This is a genomic window from Neisseria zoodegmatis, from assembly GCF_900187305.1.
GTDB classification, from domain to species: Bacteria; Pseudomonadota; Gammaproteobacteria; order Burkholderiales; family Neisseriaceae; genus Neisseria; species Neisseria zoodegmatis.
The window spans coordinates 2105063-2122157 of sequence record NZ_LT906434.1; the positions used below are offsets into that span (position 1 = coordinate 2105063).

At 48.1% G+C, this 17095-nt stretch carries 19 protein-coding genes; 10 read left to right on the top strand and 9 right to left on the bottom strand.

Going from position 1 to position 17095, the window contains the following annotated elements; translation table 11 throughout:
* Position 1 precedes the first annotated feature (1 nt).
* Both CKV66_RS12665 and CKV66_RS09895 read right to left on the bottom strand, forming a co-directional pair.
* Positions 2-148 carry a lipoprotein signal peptidase gene (locus CKV66_RS12665; RefSeq protein ID WP_085362877.1) on the bottom strand — a complete coding sequence of 49 codons (147 nt, stop codon included), beginning with the start codon at positions 146-148 and terminating at the stop codon, positions 2-4.
* 91 nt (positions 149-239) lie between these two features.
* Positions 240-902: an OmpA family protein gene (locus CKV66_RS09895; protein ID WP_085362876.1), complete on the bottom strand. Its 663-nt coding sequence runs from the start codon at positions 900-902 to the stop codon at positions 240-242.
* A gap of 265 nt (positions 903-1167) precedes the next feature.
* On the opposite strand from CKV66_RS09895, the gene glyQ reads away from it, so the two are divergent.
* The 4 genes from glyQ (at position 1168) to dcd (ending at position 6154) form a co-directional block, all read left to right on the top strand.
* On the top strand, positions 1168-2073 hold the full coding sequence (glyQ, locus tag CKV66_RS09900) for a glycine--tRNA ligase subunit alpha (RefSeq protein WP_085362875.1): 906 nt from the start codon (positions 1168-1170) through the stop codon (positions 2071-2073).
* Positions 2074-2119: 46 nt separating this feature from the next.
* On the top strand, positions 2120-3163 hold the full coding sequence (locus tag CKV66_RS09905; RefSeq protein ID WP_085362874.1) for a hypothetical protein: 1044 nt from the start codon (positions 2120-2122) through the stop codon (positions 3161-3163).
* A 105-nt stretch (positions 3164-3268) separates the two neighbouring features.
* On the top strand, positions 3269-5329 hold the full coding sequence (gene glyS, locus CKV66_RS09910; RefSeq protein ID WP_085362873.1) for a glycine--tRNA ligase subunit beta: 2061 nt from the start codon (positions 3269-3271) through the stop codon (positions 5327-5329).
* A gap of 258 nt (positions 5330-5587) precedes the next feature.
* Positions 5588-6154: a dCTP deaminase gene (dcd, locus tag CKV66_RS09915; RefSeq protein WP_085362872.1), complete on the top strand. Its 567-nt coding sequence runs from the start codon at positions 5588-5590 to the stop codon at positions 6152-6154.
* An 82-nt stretch (positions 6155-6236) separates the two neighbouring features.
* Here dcd and CKV66_RS09920 read toward each other — a convergent pair whose 3' ends face one another.
* Positions 6237-6437: a hypothetical protein gene (locus tag CKV66_RS09920; RefSeq protein WP_085362871.1), complete on the bottom strand. Its 201-nt coding sequence runs from the start codon at positions 6435-6437 to the stop codon at positions 6237-6239.
* A gap of 396 nt (positions 6438-6833) precedes the next feature.
* On the opposite strand from CKV66_RS09920, the gene CKV66_RS09925 reads away from it, so the two are divergent.
* Positions 6834-6965, top strand: a complete 132-nt coding sequence (locus CKV66_RS09925; protein ID WP_085362918.1) for a DUF3149 domain-containing protein — start codon at positions 6834-6836, stop codon at positions 6963-6965.
* Positions 6966-7219: 254 nt separating this feature from the next.
* Here CKV66_RS09925 and mpl read toward each other — a convergent pair whose 3' ends face one another.
* Both mpl and CKV66_RS09935 read right to left on the bottom strand, forming a co-directional pair.
* Positions 7220-8599 carry a UDP-N-acetylmuramate:L-alanyl-gamma-D-glutamyl-meso-diaminopimelate ligase gene (gene mpl / locus CKV66_RS09930; RefSeq protein WP_085362870.1) on the bottom strand — a complete coding sequence of 460 codons (1380 nt, stop codon included), beginning with the start codon at positions 8597-8599 and terminating at the stop codon, positions 7220-7222.
* A gap of 93 nt (positions 8600-8692) precedes the next feature.
* Positions 8693-8935, bottom strand: a complete 243-nt coding sequence (locus tag CKV66_RS09935) for a hypothetical protein (RefSeq protein ID WP_085362869.1) — start codon at positions 8933-8935, stop codon at positions 8693-8695.
* Between the two features lie 109 nt (positions 8936-9044).
* Here CKV66_RS09935 and CKV66_RS09940 point away from each other — a divergent pair, with 109 nt between their 5' ends.
* On the top strand, positions 9045-10568 hold the full coding sequence (locus CKV66_RS09940; RefSeq protein WP_085362868.1) for a sodium-dependent transporter: 1524 nt from the start codon (positions 9045-9047) through the stop codon (positions 10566-10568).
* Entirely contained in the window at positions 10565-10657 is a 93-nt protein-coding gene (locus CKV66_RS09945; RefSeq protein WP_085362867.1) for a methionine/alanine import family NSS transporter small subunit, read from the top strand. The genes CKV66_RS09940 and CKV66_RS09945 overlap by 4 nt, the downstream gene beginning before the upstream one ends.
* A gap of 84 nt (positions 10658-10741) precedes the next feature.
* On the opposite strand, the gene dut is transcribed toward CKV66_RS09945, so the two are convergent.
* The 3 genes from dut to CKV66_RS09960 form a co-directional block, all read right to left on the bottom strand.
* The gene (gene dut, locus CKV66_RS09950) at positions 10742-11194 is read right to left on the bottom strand and encodes a dUTP diphosphatase (RefSeq protein ID WP_085362866.1); all 453 of its coding nucleotides are present in this window, start codon (positions 11192-11194) and stop codon (positions 10742-10744) included.
* Positions 11195-11283: 89 nt separating this feature from the next.
* Positions 11284-12582 (bottom strand): adenylosuccinate synthase, encoded by a 1299-nt coding sequence (locus CKV66_RS09955; RefSeq protein ID WP_085362865.1) that lies wholly within the window; start codon positions 12580-12582, stop codon positions 11284-11286.
* 3 nt (positions 12583-12585) lie between these two features.
* Entirely contained in the window at positions 12586-13752 is a 1167-nt protein-coding gene (locus tag CKV66_RS09960) for an ATP phosphoribosyltransferase regulatory subunit (protein ID WP_085362864.1), read from the bottom strand.
* Positions 13753-14100: 348 nt separating this feature from the next.
* Here CKV66_RS09960 and CKV66_RS09965 point away from each other — a divergent pair, with 348 nt between their 5' ends.
* Positions 14101-14430 (top strand): hypothetical protein, encoded by a 330-nt coding sequence (locus tag CKV66_RS09965; RefSeq protein WP_085362863.1) that lies wholly within the window; start codon positions 14101-14103, stop codon positions 14428-14430.
* 147 nt (positions 14431-14577) lie between these two features.
* Positions 14578-15096, top strand: coding sequence for a hypothetical protein (locus CKV66_RS09970; RefSeq protein ID WP_095197878.1), 519 nt, complete (start codon positions 14578-14580; stop codon positions 15094-15096).
* A gap of 75 nt (positions 15097-15171) precedes the next feature.
* Here the strand turns inward: CKV66_RS09970 and CKV66_RS09975 are convergent, their stop codons facing one another.
* Positions 15172-16341, bottom strand: a complete 1170-nt coding sequence (locus CKV66_RS09975) for an alpha-hydroxy acid oxidase (RefSeq protein WP_085362917.1) — start codon at positions 16339-16341, stop codon at positions 15172-15174.
* Between the two features lie 286 nt (positions 16342-16627).
* Here CKV66_RS09975 and iscR point away from each other — a divergent pair, with 286 nt between their 5' ends.
* On the top strand, positions 16628-17071 hold the full coding sequence (gene iscR, locus CKV66_RS09980) for a Fe-S cluster assembly transcriptional regulator IscR (protein ID WP_054600297.1): 444 nt from the start codon (positions 16628-16630) through the stop codon (positions 17069-17071).
* Positions 17072-17095: the final 24 nt, after the last annotated feature.

The following is a 17095-nucleotide window of genomic DNA, read 5'->3' on the forward strand; positions in this document are numbered from 1 at the left end:
GTCAATCAGGGCGAGACCTTTGCAAAACTCCCAGATGTCGATGCAGTTCAAGGCGTAGCAGCACAGCGAGTGCAGACATATCATACAGATAAGCAAACGAGCGGGCAGCGCACAACGCAGAAATGCGCCGCAGATGGGGGTTTTGCAAAGGTCTCAGGCCGTCTGAAAACAACAAAGCCCGGAAATATATTCCGGGCTTTGCCTATTCATGCTGCAACATAAACATTTATCAGCCTATATTATTCCAATACCACTTCCACGCGGCGGGCTTCGGCATTGTTACCGCTGCCGGTCGCATTTTCAGGCTTGCGCAATTCGATTTGCGCTTCGGGTACGCCCAAATGCAGCAGAGCATCACGCACCGCAAACGCACGTTTTTTCGACAGCTCTTCATTCAGCTTTTTGTTGCCGGTCACATCATGGAAGCCCGAAATCACGGCCTTCTTGCCCTCTTTCGCACCGGCCAGCACATCTTTCAAAGCCTCCTCGGCATTGGCCGCCAAATCAGCCTTGCCCGTAGCAAAATAGAATTTCACCACACCGTTTTCCACCACGGCACTTGCACCGTCCGGCACCGCCGAAGCCGTATCGGAAGCAGTCAAAATCTGTTCCGCCGCCGAAACTTGCGGCACAGCCGAAGCCGACTCAGCAGGCTCGGAAACCGCTGCCACAGGCGCAACATCAACAGCAGAGGCCGTCTGAACTGCATCAGAAACCGCAACCGCATCTTTGGCGACAACCGCCTCCGAAGCCGCCACGCCATAACCCGGAGATCCCTCTATTTTGCCGTTCTCCCAACCCCAAACGGCATAAAAAAGAATAGACAACACCGCCAAAGCAGAAGCACCGCCTGCAATCCACAAACCAATGCGCTGTTCTTTGTGATCATTGTTATCTGACATTTTTATTTTCCTTTGAGTAGATGAAATACGGACGAATTATACTCAAAAAACCGCCCCAAGAAACCACTCACGCTACACAAAATAAAATTTAACACACAGAATTATCAGAACTTTTTACCCAAAATAAATATAAAATCACTTCCATACCCCATCATCACACCGCCACCGGCATGTCCGCAACAAAGCCATCCAAGCCTACCCAAAATCCCCCCGAAACAGTAAAATGCACACTTTTATATTTCCACACAATTATAAGAAGTCCACCATGCTGACCTTCCAACAAATCATCTTCAAACTACAAAATTTCTGGGCCGAACGTGGCTGCACCGTTTTACAACCCTTCGATATGGAAGTCGGCGCCGGCACCAGCCACCCCGCCACCTGCCTGCGCGCATTAGGCCCCGAGCCGTGGTATGCCGCTTACGTACAACCCAGCCGCCGCCCCAAAGACGGCCGCTACGGCGACAACCCCAACCGCCTGCAACACTATTACCAATTTCAGGTGGCCTTAAAACCCGCCCCGGCCGACATTCAAGAACAATACCTTGATTCACTGCGCGAACTCGGCATCGACCCTCAAGTTCACGATATCCGCTTTGTCGAAGACGACTGGGAAAACCCCACCCTCGGCGCTTGGGGTTTGGGCTGGGAAGTATGGCTCAACGGCATGGAAGTGACCCAATTTACCTATTTCCAACAAGTCGGCGGCATCGACTGCACACCCGTTTTAGGAGAAATCACCTACGGCATCGAACGTCTCGCCATGTATCTGCAAGGCGTGGAAAACGTATATGACTTGGTTTGGTCCAAAACTCCCGACGGCCAAACCATCACTTACGGCGACGTTTACCACCAAAACGAAGTGGAACAATCCACCTACAATTTTGAATACGCCAACGTCGAACTCCTGCTGCAAAACTTCAACAACTTCGAAGTCGAAGCCAAGCGTTTGCTCGAAGTGGAAGACACCTCGCTGGCACTGCCCGCCTACGAAATGGTACTCAAAGCTGGCCACACTTTTAACCTGCTCGATGCCCGCGGTGCCATTTCCGTAACCGAACGCGCCACCTACATCGGCCGCATCCGCGCTTTGAGCCGGATTGTGGCACAAAAGTTTGTGGAGAGCCGCGAGAAATTGGGTTTTCCGTTGATTAAGGATAAAACAGCGTAAGTTTTAGCTAGGCTTCTTGCGGCATTAACAGTGCGGCACTTTTCCCATGATACCATTCACGTTTCATCCTTTAGTGGTGTTGATATTACTTGTATGTCACTTTGCCATACTAGTTTTATTGGTATGGATAGTACTGCTGACAATATCAAGCCGTGTACGCGCTAACCTGAAAAAAAATGGGTTATGGAGCTTATTGGCAGCAGTTCTTTTATTAACTGTAGCTTCACCACTAATTTATATGTATGTAAACGACTTGATAACGAGCGCCGTTGAAGAAGCCAAATACAAAACCGTACTGAAAAAAGCTACTACCATTGGGGATCTTACTTTACCAGTTGGTACGCAACTGGAACTGCCCAACAGCTACTTAATCGATGAAAAATGGTTGAAGCCTGAATATTTTGAGAAAGCTAATTTCAAAAAACCCGTGCTATGGAGAGGTCTATCTATTACCTCAATGCGCCGTTATTTACATACTCAGCAAGATAATTTTCCGGAATCATATAAAGTCACCCGTATTACATGGGGAGACTCTCTCGAAACCGTATTAGATAAACCCCATAACATCCAAGGCTTTTATTGCAAAGAAAAAGTAGAATGGAGGCTCTTACATTCCAACGATGATGAAAATAATTCGGACTACCATGATTATGATGCAGCTGGAAACGGACCAGCTTATCGCGTAACAAGCTGCTTCTCTGCCGGTCAACGTATTACTGACTCTATGAACCACATTCACATCCGAATTCCGAAAAACAGCTATATTTCTCAAAGACGTTGGATAAACAAACAGCTTCCCAAGGGATATCATGATTTATGGGTTATTAATGATGACAAAACCATAAGCACTAATCTATTTGAACTATCAAATGCCTATTTTGATTTACACTTAAATAATCATACTTTGATTGGTCTATATGGTGAAATAACCGAAATCAATACTACATGCCCGTTGGAAATTGGCGACTATATTCAATGGGAACACAGCAATCCTAACGTGCTTCAGGTTCACAGCAACCGCAATTTAAATCGACAACAATGTGGACAGCTTACTATTGAAACGGTCGCCATTAATGAAACTGCTGGTTAATTAAATTGCTTTTGGATTTAATGACAACAATGCAGAAAATTACATTTAGAAAGCTATTTCAAACAATCTGAAATGCACTTTATATAAAGAAAGTACCAAATCAAGATGACCCAAACCCTGTTAATCGAACTCCTCACCGAAGAGCTACCCCCCAAAGCCCTCAACAACTTGGGCAACAGCCTTGCCGCTTCTATCGTCGAAGGCTTGGAAAAAGAACAATTAATTGAAGGCACAGCCGAATACACCGCCTACGCTTCGCCCCGCCGCTTGGCCGCGCAAGTGAAAAACGTTAAAGCTGCACAAGCCGACCGTTTGGTGGTGAAAAAAGGCCCGAGCGTTGCCGCGGGTATGAAAGACGGCATGCCCACCAAAGCACTGGAAGGCTTCGCCCGCTCTTGCGGCACTGATATTGCCAGTCTGAAAATCGACAACGACGGCAAACAAGATGTGTATGCCTACGAATTTACCCAAGAAGGCCAGCCTTTGGCGGCCTTGATCAGCGATATTTTGGCGCAAGCCGTGAAAAAGCTGCCGATTCCCAAAGTGATGCGCTGGGGCAGCAGCACACATACCTTTGTGCGTCCGGTACACGGTTTGGTGGTCGTGCACGGCGCAGACACCGTACCGGCTTCGGTATTGGGTTTGGACAGCCGTAACCACACCCTCGGCCACCGCTTCTTGAGCAGCGGCGACATCGTATTCCCGAATGCCGACAGCTATGCCGAAAAAATGCGCCATGAAGGCAAAGTGATTCCTTCGTTTGCCGAACGCAAAGCCGCCATTCAGACGGCCTTAAACGAACAAGCAGGCCGTCTGAATGCCACCGTTGCCGCCGACGAAGCCCTGCTCGACGAAGTCACCGCACTGGTGGAATGGCCGGTGGTATTGGAAGCGCAGTTTGAAGAACACTTCCTCGCCGTGCCGCAGGAATGCCTGATTCTCACCATGCAGCAAAACCAAAAATACTTCCCGCTGCTCGATCAAAACGGCAAGCTGATGAACCGCTTCCTGCTGGTTTCCAACCTTCAAGCCGAAGACCCGAGCCACATCATCCACGGCAACGAACGCGTATTGCGCGCCCGTCTCGCCGATGCCGAATTCTTCTACAAGCAAGACCAAAAAGCCACTTTGGAAAGCCGCTTGCCCAAACTGGAAAACGTGGTGTACCACAACAAACTGGGCAACCAAGCCGAGCGCATCAGCCGCCTGATGAGCATCAGCGGCCACATCGCCAAAGCATTGGGGGCCGACGTTGCCGTTACCGAACGCGCCGCCCGCTTGGCCAAAGCCGACCTCGTTACCGAAATGGTCGGCGAATTCCCCGAACTGCAAGGCACTATGGGCAAATACTACGCCCGCTTGGACGGCGAAAGCGAAGAAATCGCACAAGCCATCGAAGCGCATTACCAACCCCGTTTCGCCGGCGACGACTTGCCGCAAAGCACAACCGCCACCGCCGTGGCGCTGGCCGACAAACTGGAGACCCTCGTCGGCATTTGGGGTATCGGCCTGATTCCCACCGGCGACAAAGACCCCTACGCCCTGCGCCGTTCCGCACTGGGCATCTTACGCATGTTGATGCAGCACGATTTGGACATCAACGACCTGCTTCAGACGGCCTACAACAGCTTCCCGCAAGGCAAACTCGCCGACAACACCGTTGCCGAAGTCGCCGAATTCATGCAGGCGCGTTTGGCCGTGCTGCTGCAAAACGACCATCCGCAAGACATCGTCGCCGCCGTATTGGCCAAACAACCCAGCCGCCTGAACGATCTCGCTGCCAAACTGCAAGCCGTGGCCGCGTTCAAACAACTGCCCGAAGCCGCCGCCCTTGCCGCCGCCAACAAGCGCGTGCAAAACCTGCTCAAAAAGGCCGATGCCGAATTGGGCGCGGTAAACGAAAGCCTGTTGCAGCAAGACGAAGAGAAAGCCCTGTTCACCGCCGCACAAGCCCTGCAACCGAAAATCGAAGCCGCATTGGCCGCCCAAGATTTTCAGACGGCCTTATCCGCCTTGGCTTCGGTGAAGCCGCAAGTGGATGCCTTCTTCGACAATGTGATGGTAATGGCCGACGATGCCGCCGTAAAACAAAACCGCCTGAATCTGTTGAAACAACTGGCAGATTTGATGAACGCCGTGGCAGATATTACCAAGCTGGGTGAATAAACCAAGCCAATGATTCGGCTAACTTGCTGAAACTTTCAGTCAGCAAATTTTCGTCATACCTCGGCCTTTACCGGGTATGACGAAATGTTTTATCAATGCCGTCTGAAAATCGTACAGCCAAGCAAACCCGGCACGAAAATAAATCCCATTCATTATGTAGCGGTGAACCTGGTACAATCCCACCATCTGAGCAACGGCCAAACCTTGCCCTGCCCCATCACGAGCTATTGAAAACACCAGCCAATCAAAAGGAAAAACATGAGCATTAAATCGGACAAATGGATACGCCGTATGAGCGAACAACACGGGATGATTGAGCCGTTTGAGCCGAATCAGATTAAAGAAATCGACGGTAAAAAAATCATTTCCTACGGCACCTCAAGCTACGGCTACGATATCCGTTGCGCCAATGAATTTAAAATTTTTACCAACATCAACAGCACGATAGTCGATCCCAAAAACTTCGACCCCCGAAACTTCGTTACCGTTGAAGACGATTTCTGCATTATCCCACCCAATTCTTTTGCCTTGGCGCGCACGGTTGAATATTTCCGCATCCCGAGAAATGTGTTGACCGTATGCTTGGGCAAATCCACCTACGCCCGCTGCGGCATCATCGTGAACGTAACGCCTTTCGAGCCTGAATGGGAAGGCTATGTTACGTTGGAATTTTCCAATACTACCCCTCTTCCGGCCAAAATCTACGCCGGAGAAGGTGTGGCTCAAGTTTTGTTTTTTGAGAGCGATGAAGTGTGCGAAACTTCCTATAAAGACCGCAACGGCAAATACATGGGCCAAACCGGCGTGACTTTGCCTAAAACTTAAGAGAACAAACAAGCAGCTTGGGCGAAACTTTTTCGCCATCCAAACAATAAGGCCGTCTGAATATTTTCAGACGGCCTTATTGTTATGATTTGGAATCCGGATAAAACAATGAAGATTTGTTTTCTTCATATTCTTTTTGTTTTTCAGGATCTTTAAATTTCACTTCCAGCAGATTTTCACGGCTGAACGTGTGTTTAATCTTCTGCTTGATTTGGGGGCTTTCCTGAACATAGTAGATACCGCCCAGCAAGGCAGCCGCCACTACAAAAACAGTAATACGCATGATTCCCTCCTTTTTGAAGTTTTACATTCACTTTTCATCTATACGACAGGAAGGATAAATCGAATGACATAACTGCAAGCTGATTATCACTCAGGCGGTTCGGATTGCACACAGGCGGAAAGAAATCAACGTAAGTAATTATTTTAATGATAAATATTTTATCTATCCAAGCACAAACTTCCCTATGCAGACATTCTTAACACTTGCAAATGGATTGAATAAAGCTATTGTTTTTCACTCACTTGGCCGATTGGCTATGTTTCCGCACTCATACCGAACACTTTAATTTTTGAAACGCAGTAACTTCATAGAAGGTTGACCTGCATCAAATACCGATAATGATTTTTATCTATAATGTGCCTTAAATCTAATAACGAATATTACTGGGAACACATTATGGAACTACTCAACGAATTATTTGAATCGCCGGTAGGCATCATGTCTTTACTGACGATTGTGTTTGTTATCGTAATTGCAACTGTTTTATTCTTCTGGGTTAAAAAGCAAGCTGATAAATCCGGAAACTAATTTTTTTTCATCTCTTTCCTCTTGATGTGTGTGTGTTTGGGTGTGGCGGTCTGCCACCCCTTTTTTTTGGCTTTTTGACCGCTTACACACTATTTTTCGGCTTGCTGATTCCTTCAAACATCAAGATGCTCAAACATACCTATTAATTAATAGATTCAGGCCGTCTGAAAATTCAGACGGCCTGATATGTTAATGCGTTTAAATGAGAAACCAATACACGCAATTTAAAACGATGGAGGAAAGGTTCCCGAAAATTATTTGGCCAATGCCGACAGCAATTTGTCGTGAATACCGCCGAAACCGCCGTTGCTCATCACCAAGATGTGATCACCACTTTGCGCGTGGTGGATAATCTCCGCCATGAAAGCGTCGAAATCACGGTTTACATACAATTTGTTTCCCAACGGAGCAAGTGCTTCGGCCACATCCCAATCCAGCCCGCCGGCGTAGCAGAATACATGATCCGCTTCTTTCAGACTTTCTGGCAAAGCGTCTTTCATCGTGCCAAGCTTCATGGTGTTCGAACGCGGCTCCAACACGGCCAAGATGCGCCCGCTGCCTACCTTTTGGCGCAAACCGGCAACGGTTGTGGCAATCGCGGTGGGGTGGTGGGCAAAATCATCATAGACGGTTACGCCGTTCACCACGCCTTTGGTTTCCATGCGCCGTTTCACATTTTTAAATTGGCTTAGTGCTTCACAGGCCGTCTGAATGTCCACGCCGGCGTGGCGTGCCGCCGCAATAACGGCCAAAGCATTCATGCGGTTGTGTTCGCCTATGATTTGCCAAGCGACACGGCCTGCTTTTTTACCTTCAAACAACACATCAAACGAGCCGTCTGAATCAACCTCTCCGATTTGCCAGTTGTTTTCGCCACCAAAAAACTCCACCGGTGTCCAACAGCCTTTCGCTAAGGTATCGCGCAAACTTTGTTCCGTACCGTTACATGCAATCAAGCCTTCAGACGGCACGGTACGCACTAAATGATGGAACTGGGTTTGAATGGCGACCAAATCGGCAAAAATATCGGCGTGATCAAACTCCAGATTGTTCAGAATACAAGTGCGCGGGCGGTAGTGTATAAACTTGGAACGCTTGTCGAAAAACGCCGTATCGTATTCATCAGCCTCCACCACAAAAAAAGGCGATTTGCTGTGCGGATCCTGCTCGGGCGCTTGCGGCAAACGGGCGGACACGCTGAAATTTTGAGGTACGCCGCCAATCAGGAAACCGGGCGCCAAGCCTGCGTATTCCAACACCCAAGCCAGCATGGAAGCCGTGGTGGTTTTACCGTGCGTTCCCGCCACGGCCAGCACCCAATGATGGTGCAATACGTTTTCAGCCAGCCATTGCGGGCCGGAGATATAAGGCAGCCCTCGGTTTAATACCGCCTCTATCACATCCATGCCGCGCTTGGCCACATTACCGATCACATACACATCCGCTTGAAACGTATCCAACTGGGCGGCATCGAAACCTTCATGCACATCAATGCCGAGTGCTTTAAGCTGGGTGCTCATCGGCGGATACATCTTGGCATCGCAGCCGGTTACTTTAAATCCTGCCTCTTTGGCTATCGCCGCCACGCCACCCATAAAAGTGCCGCCAATGCCGATAATGTGTATGTGTTTCATGATAAGGGTTCTTAACAAAAAGGCTTATTATATAGTGAATCGCTGCCCTGCCGATATATGCGTCTGATAAAGAAACGGATACCCGCCCATTTTTTATTCCGAAAGCGGATACTTGATTTTCAGACGGCCCGCACAATGCAGCCGGCACACAACTGCCAAACGGTCGAAAAAAACTTCTATTCGCATCATGCTTGCCGGTTTATTTGAAAAACACACCGCCGCTTTAAATTTTTCTCGCACAACTTTACATAAATCAGTATGATACCGTACATGTTGATATTTTATTGACTGCAAATAACCTGCTTCGATACGTTTTTTAAACAAAAGTCGTTTCACAGCCGATTTCTTTTTAAAAGCCGAATCAAGCAGCCGTGCGCCGGAACAGGCAAATGCCCGTCAAACCATCCGGCAGTAAAACACATTTTATTCTTCACGAGGTACGATTGTGTCTGATTCAAATCAATCCAAGCGCGAAACCTTCTCGAGCCGACGGGCATTTATGTTTGCCGCCATCGGTTCGGCGGTAGGTTTGGGCAACATCTGGCGTTTCCCTTATGTTACTTATGAAAACGGCGGCGGCGCGTTCATCATCCCCTACTTGGTCGCCTTGCTGACTGCGGGTATTCCCCTGCTGTTTTTAGACTACGCCTTAGGCCACCGCAACCGCGGTTCCGCACCTTTGGCTTTCCGCCGCGTCAATAAAGCCTTCGAACCTTTCGGCTGGTGGAACGTGCTGACCAACGTCATCATCTGTATCTACTACGCCGTCATCATCGGCTGGGCAGCCAGCTATACCTATTACTCGCTAATCGGTGCATGGGGCGCAGACCCGCAGGCATTCTTCTTTAAAGACTATCTGCAAATGGCCGACGGTGTGTCTTTGGGCTTGGATTTCGTTGCCAAAGTAGCCGGCCCCTTGGTAGGCGTGTGGGTTTTCACCCTGCTGATTTTGGCTTTGGGCGTACAAAAAGGCGTGGCACGCTCTTCCAGCTTCTTCATGCCTTTGTTGATCGTGATGTTCTTAATCATGGTCGGCATTTCGCTCACTTTGCCGGGCGCAGAAAAAGGTTTAAACGCGCTCTTTACGCCGGATTGGTCTAAACTTTCCGAGCCGAGCGTATGGGTAGCGGCATACGGTCAGATCTTCTTCTCGCTGTCTATCTGCTTCGGCATTATGATTACTTACTCTTCTTACCTGAAGAAAAAATCCGACCTCACCGGCACCGGCTTGGTGGTAGGCTTTGCCAACAGTAGTTTTGAAGTATTGGCCGGTATCGGCGTATTTGCCGCATTGGGCTTCATGGCTGCCGCCAACGGTAAAGAAGTGAGCGAAGTGGCTTCTTCCGGCATCGGTTTGGCCTTCATCGCTTTCCCCACCATCATCAACCAAGCGCCTTTCGGCTCTTTGATCGGCGTGTTGTTCTTCAGCTCGCTGGTATTCGCCGGTATTACCTCTATGATTTCCATCGTAGAAGTGATCATCGCCGCCGTGCAAGATAAGATGAAACTCGGCCGCGTAACCGCTACGTTTGCCGTATGCGTACCCATGATGGTAATTTCCACCCTCCTCTTCGGCACCACCACAGGCTTGCCGGTATTGGATGTGATGGACAAATTCGTGAACACCTACGGTATCGTTGCCGCCGGGTTCCTGTATGTATTGGCGATTGCCGTCAGCAAAAATCTGCCGGTTTTGCGCGACCATATCAACTCCGTTTCATCGTTCAAAGTCGGCCCGATTTGGTATGCCTGCATCGGCGTAACCATCATCATCTTGGGTTACATGCTGTTTAAAGACACCTCTGCATTGCTGGAGAAAAACTACGAAGGCTACCCGGATTGGTTCTTAAACGTGTTCGGCTGGGGTATGTCGCTGGCGCTTATCGTATTGGCCATCGTGTTGTCGTTGATGCCGTGGAGAAAAGAAGAGCCTTTTAATCCTGATAACAACCAAGGAGAGAAAGAATGAGCAGCACCGCCATCATGATGCTTGTGATAACGCTGGCTATTATTTGGGGTGGATTCATCATTTCGGTAATCCGTTTACCTAAAGAATAAAGCATTTGTTTGATGTAGCAAAGGCCGTCTGAAAAAATTCAGACGGCCTTTTTATTTAGAATGCTTGAGACAAATCAGAATGTATTACGCCTTACCCGTGCTGCCGAAACCGCCTTCTCCGCGCTCGCTGGCGGCAAATTCATCCACCACTTTAAACGAAGCCTGAATCACCGGCACGATAACCATTTGGGCAATTCGTTCGAACGGCTGAATGGTAAACGCTTCCTTACCACGGTTCCACACCGACACTTTCAGCTCACCCTGATAATCCGAATCAATCAAACCCACCAGATTACCCAACACGATGCCGTGCTTGTGGCCTAAGCCCGAACGCGGCAGCAGCATAGCAGCATAAGCAGGATTGCTTAAGTGAATCGCCAAACCTGTCGGCACCAAAAAGGTTTCGCCGGGTTGCAACTCCACCGCCTCATCAATGCAAGCACGCAAATCCAAGCCGGCAGAACCGGGGGTTGCATACGCCGGCAACTGCTCGGCCATTTTGGGGTTTAAGATTTTCAATTCCACTTCTGTTTGCATGATATATCCGTCGCGAAAGTTAAAACGAAGTCATTATACACAAAGGCCGTCTGAAATTTTCAGACGGCCTCCAAGATACCAACCTTCAATCAAGCAAACGGATGCTGCAATACGATGGTTTCTTCACGGTCGGGGCCTGTGGAAACAATCGCTACCGGCGCGCCGCACACTTCTTCGATGCGTTTCAAATACGCTTTGGCATTGGCGGGCAATTTGTCGAACTCTTTCACGCCGAAAGTAGATTCCGTCCAACCCGGCATGGTTTCGTAAATCGGCGTACAACCCGCTACGGCATCTGCACCGAAAGGCAGGATGTCGGTTTTGCTGCCGTCGGGCAGTTGGTAGCCGGTACAGATTTTGATTTCTTCAATGCCGTCCATCACATCCAGTTTGGTGATACACATGCCGGAAATGCCGTTTACTTGAATGGAACGCTTCAAGGCGGCGGCATCAAACCAACCGCAGCGGCGGGCACGGCCGGTTACCGAGCCGAATTCATGACCGCGCTCGGCCAACCCTGCGCCGATGTCATCAAACAATTCAGTGGGGAACGGGCCTGAGCCGACACGGGTGGTGTAGGCTTTCACGATACCCAACACATAATTCAACATTTGCGGCGGCACACCGGCTCCGGCGGAAGCGGCTCCGGCCAAGCAGTTGGAAGAGGTAACAAACGGATAAGTGCCGTAGTCGATATCCAGCAAAGTGCCTTGCGCACCTTCAAACAGCAGTTTTTCGCCTTTTTGGTTTTTCTCATACAAGGTGCGCGACACATCGCTGATCATCGGTTTGATTCGGCTTGAGAATTTTTCAACCACAGCCAGCACGTCTTCGAATTTTACCGGCTCGGCTTGGTGCAGGTGTTGCAACTGAATATTGTAGTATTCGATATTGGCCTGCAGTTTGGTTTTCAGTTTTTCGATGTCGAACAGGTCAACCATACGGATGGCGCGGCGGGCGACTTTGTCTTCATAAGCGGGGCCGATACCGCGGCCGGTTGTGCCGATTTTACCGCTGCCGCGCGAGGCTTCGCGGGCTTGGTCGAGTGCGATGTGGTAAGGCAGAATCAAGGTGGCGGTAGGAGCGATTTTCAGACGGCCTTCTACGTTTTTCACGCCCGCCGCATTCAATTCGTCAATTTCACCCAGCAAGGCTTCGGGGCTGACCACTACGCCCGAGCCGATAAAACATTCCAGTTTTTCGTGCAAAATACCGCTCGGAATCAGACGCAGAATGGTTTTTTTACCGCCGACAACCAAGGTATGACCTGCATTGTGTCCGCCCTGAAAACGCACCACGCCCGAAGTTTCTTCGGCCAGCCAGTCTACGATTTTACCTTTGCCTTCGTCGCCCCATTGTGCGCCGATAACCACTACGTTTTTAGCCATAACTCAAACCTGTTCCATTTCTGTTTCAATAACTTTCCATTCGCCGTCCTGTTTTTTCAGACGGCGCGTCGTATTCTTCGTGCCATTGTGTTCAACACCGTAATCGATCACCACGCAATAGCCTTCGGCGCGGAGTTGCTCAACCGCCCTACCCGCCTCGGCCATATCCTGATGCTCTACGGCGACAAACTGCGTTTGCTCGCTCTGCGGCAAGCGCCCGATAAACATCCGCAAATCAAAGCTGAAACCCGTGGCAGGACGGGCGCGGCCGAAATATTGACCCAAACCATCGTAACGCCCGCCGCGTGCAACGGCATCGTGGCAGTCGCTGCCGTATGCGGCATACAGCAAACCGGTGTGATAATTGTCTACCCGTAGTTCAGCCAAATCGATATGGATTTGCCGACCGGGGAAAGCATCGCAAACGGCCTGCAATTCGTCTAATGCTTTGCCGACCGCAAACAAATCGGGCAAACGGTTACGCGCTTCCTGCAATACTTCCCGCCCGCCATACAGTGTGGGCAGCAAGGCAAAGGCTTTGGCCCACATTCCGTCAAGCTGCCAGCCATCGACCTGAGCGCGCACGGCTGCGGCATCTTTATCTTGCATCAAGGCCAACAGCTGTTCCGACTGCTGCTCACTCAAACCGGCCGCATCCGCCAGCGCACGAAACACGCCGATATGCCCCAGCGAAAGCAGAATCTCGCCGAACTCGGCAACCGATACGCTTTTCAGCATCAAATCAATCAATTCAATATCAGCAGCCACTCCGGCAAAGCCGTAGAGTTCCGCGCCCACCTGCAAAGGTTCGCGGGTGTTCAAAAAACCGTCCGGACGGGCATGCAGCACCGAGCCTGCGTAACACAAACGGTTAATACCGTTGTTGGCCGACAAAAGATGGGCATCGATACGCGCCACCTGCGGCGTGATATCGGCACGGATACCGAGCTGCCTGCCGCTGAGTTGATCGACGACGCGGATGGTTTTCAGCGACAAACCCGCGTCGATGCGGGTAAGCAGAGAGTGGCTGTATTCCATCAGCGGCGGATGCACCAATTCATATCCGTGTACACGGAATAAAGCCAACAGCTTTTCCCGCGCACTCTCAAGCTGGCGCGCGGTAGAAGGCAAGATGTCGGCAATGTGTTCGGGTAACTGCCAAGACTGCATGAAACTCTTTCCGTAAACATGATGAAGGCTGTTTAAGCTTAAAATCGGGCAGAATCTCTGTGCGTACACAGCATTTCTGCTTTTATTACCTGATTTTAAATTCAAACAGCCTTTTTTCCGGCAGCTCAAACTGCCGCGTGGTTAAAATCAGACTTTAACATAAAACAACAATTCATGCAGTCTGTTTTTTTCAGGCAATAAGACAGGTTATATCTAAATGAAACTTTCTCAAACTTTAAATACATCTTTTAAAAATATAATTTTTCTAAAAAATCATTAAATTTATATTGACAATACTCTATAATTGATTAAAATTATAATCAGTCAACTTTAAACAAAGGAAAAAAAATGAATTATATATATAGATTTGATGATATTCAGACAATTATTAGAAGAAAAATTAGTGCATCCAAATGGACACCTGGCAGATACCCACACAAGGGATATCACCAATTAAGCAACAAATTGAAACCAAATCAACAAATTTTTAGTTTAAGTTTTTGGAAATCAGAAAACCATATGAAAGAAAATGAAAAAAATCATAATACGGAAAGAAATGGAGAAATAAAAAATCTTAAATTATATATACGAGTAAATGAAAATTCTAATTTTTTCAAAAAATATACTCGTATTAATGATGATGGCTTTACAGATGAGATTCTTGGAAGCACTGCTTGACTATATTATCAGATACAAGAAACAGGTCAAAATGAAGAAATACATTCACATTCTACTGATACATTACCTTTAGAAGAAGTTGAGATTTTTGATATTGACGGAACTTGGAAAAAATTTAATGAAGCTCAAATTATACAAACTACATCTTTGCCACATATTGAAAAAGCGTTAAAAAAACAATTTCAACCTTTGGAATTAGATTCATTAGGCAATAAAAAATTTTGGTTTTTATTAGAAGATGGGCAATTATTAATTTACTCTCCAGAGTATATTGAACAGTTAACATGGGAAGGAAATAATGAATGTAAGATTCATATTTTAAAGAAAATTTGGCTTCTTCTTTCTATTCCATCAAAACAAAAAATATCTGTATTTTGGGTTTATCGTAGATGTGAGGATAAGGAAGCATTTAATCAAGCAGCTGACTTAAAATACTTAAACCCCGATATATCATTAGAAATGATGGAGGTCTGCAAAAATAGCTATATAGAAAAATTTTTTAGTAATGACTTTAAAATTAATAACGAATTAAAATTAAATGAGTTAAGATTAAATGAGAAAAAACAAGAATTTCCTATTTTAAAACATTTAGATGAACACTATTCATTCTATCTACTACTTAAAGAATACAGAAAAACAATAAAGCAATATTTATCAGATGTTTAAATAAACAGGCCGTCTGAAAGCGAGCTTTGTGGGCTTCGTTAAAACTTTTCAGACGGCCTGTTTGAACCTTGCCGCTTATTTGGCTTCGGGATAAGTACCCTTAACCAAAATATCTTTGGTGACATTGTGAATATCGCGGTGCCCGGTAAACGCCATAGAAACATCCATTTCTTTATAGAGAATTTCAAGTGCGCGGGTAACGCCTTCTTCACCGTATGCGCCCAAACCGTATAGAAACGCACGGCCTATCATTGTGCCGCGCGCGCCTAATGCCCAAGCCTTGAGAATATCCTGACCGCTGCGGATACCGCTGTCGAGCCATACTTCGATATCGCTACCCACCGCGCTTACTACATCCGGCAAAGCTTTGATGGAGGAAATCGTATCGTCGAGCTGACGGCCACCGTGGTTCGACACCACAATCGCGTCCGCACCGCTCTTCACGGCCAGCTCGGCATCTTCCGGCTCCATAATGCCTTTGATAATCAGCTTGCCGCCCCACAAATCTTTGATGCGGGCAACGTCGTCCCAGCTCAAGCGCGGGTCGAACTGCTCTGAAGTCCAAGAAGACAATGAAGACAAATCACCCACGTTTTTCGCATGACCGACAATATTGCGGAACGTGCGGCGCTCGGTGTTCAGCATTTTCATGCACCATTCAGGCTTGGTCGCCAAGTTAATCAAATTGGCCAGCGTCGGTTTGGGCGGCGCCGACAGGCCGTTTTTAATATCTTTGTGACGTTGACCCAAAACCTGCAAGTCTGCAGTCAAAATCAGCGCCGAACACTTCGCCGCCTGAGCGCGCTTAATCAGGTTTTCCATAAACTCGCGGTCGCGCATCACATAAAGCTGAAACCAAAACGGCGCACTGGTATTTTCGGCCACATCTTCAATCGAGCAGATAGACATCGTAGATAAAGAAAACGGAATACCGAATTTTTCCGCCGCACGCGCTGCTAAAATTTCGCCGTCGGCATGCTGCATGCCTGTAAAACCGGTCGGCGCAATGGCTGCCGGCATTTTCACATCATGGCCGATCATCTTCGTTGCCAAGCTGCGGCCTTCCATGTTTACCAACACCCGCTGGCGGAATTTAATCTTTTGAAAATCAGTAGTATTTTCACGATAAGTCGTTTCAGTCCACGACCCGGAATCGGCATAATCGTAAAACATCTTCGGCACTTTGCGTTGCGCAACACGGCGCAAATCTTCGATACAGGTCATCTTGCTCAAATCGCGTTTCATACTGAATCCACCTTCAAAAATAGAGTTGGCAACAAACATTTTTCAGACGGCCTCCACACGGCTATCTGATAATCCTTATCAATCTATACCAAGCCCCTGTTTATTGCAAACGCTTTTATGCTCTTTTCCATCATTCTTTTGTTCTAAAAGCCGCTTTTACAGGCCGTCTGAAAAATTTTATAGCTTCGATAAACCCAAACAATCCCAGCGGCAACATACTTGACCAAAACACTCAGATATTAGACAATCCCCCACCATACCAATACAACACAAACCACAATACATCATGCGATTAACCACCAAAGGCCGGTTTGCCGTTACCGCTATGATTGATTTGGCGATGAACGCGCAAAACGGCGCAGTCAAACTCAGCGCCATCAGCGAGCGGCAAAACATATCCCTATCCTATTTGGAGCAGCTGTTCAGCAAACTGCGCCGCGCCCGTTTGGTAGAAAGCCTGCGCGGCCCCGGCGGCGGTTACATCTTGGCTGCGCCGGCGAAAGAAATCAACATTGCCCAAATTATCGCCGCAGCCGAAGATAAACTCGATGCCACGCAGTGCAGCAGCAAAGCCAACTGCAACAACGGCACCGCCTGCTTAACCCACGAATTGTGGGAAAGCCTGAACAAAACCATTCATGACTACCTAAGCAGCGTTACCCTGCAAAACATTGTCGACCAAAAAAACGAAAGTAACGGCAAAGTCGTTACCTTCACCCACATCCACTAAATACCGAAATATAAAAACGAAAGA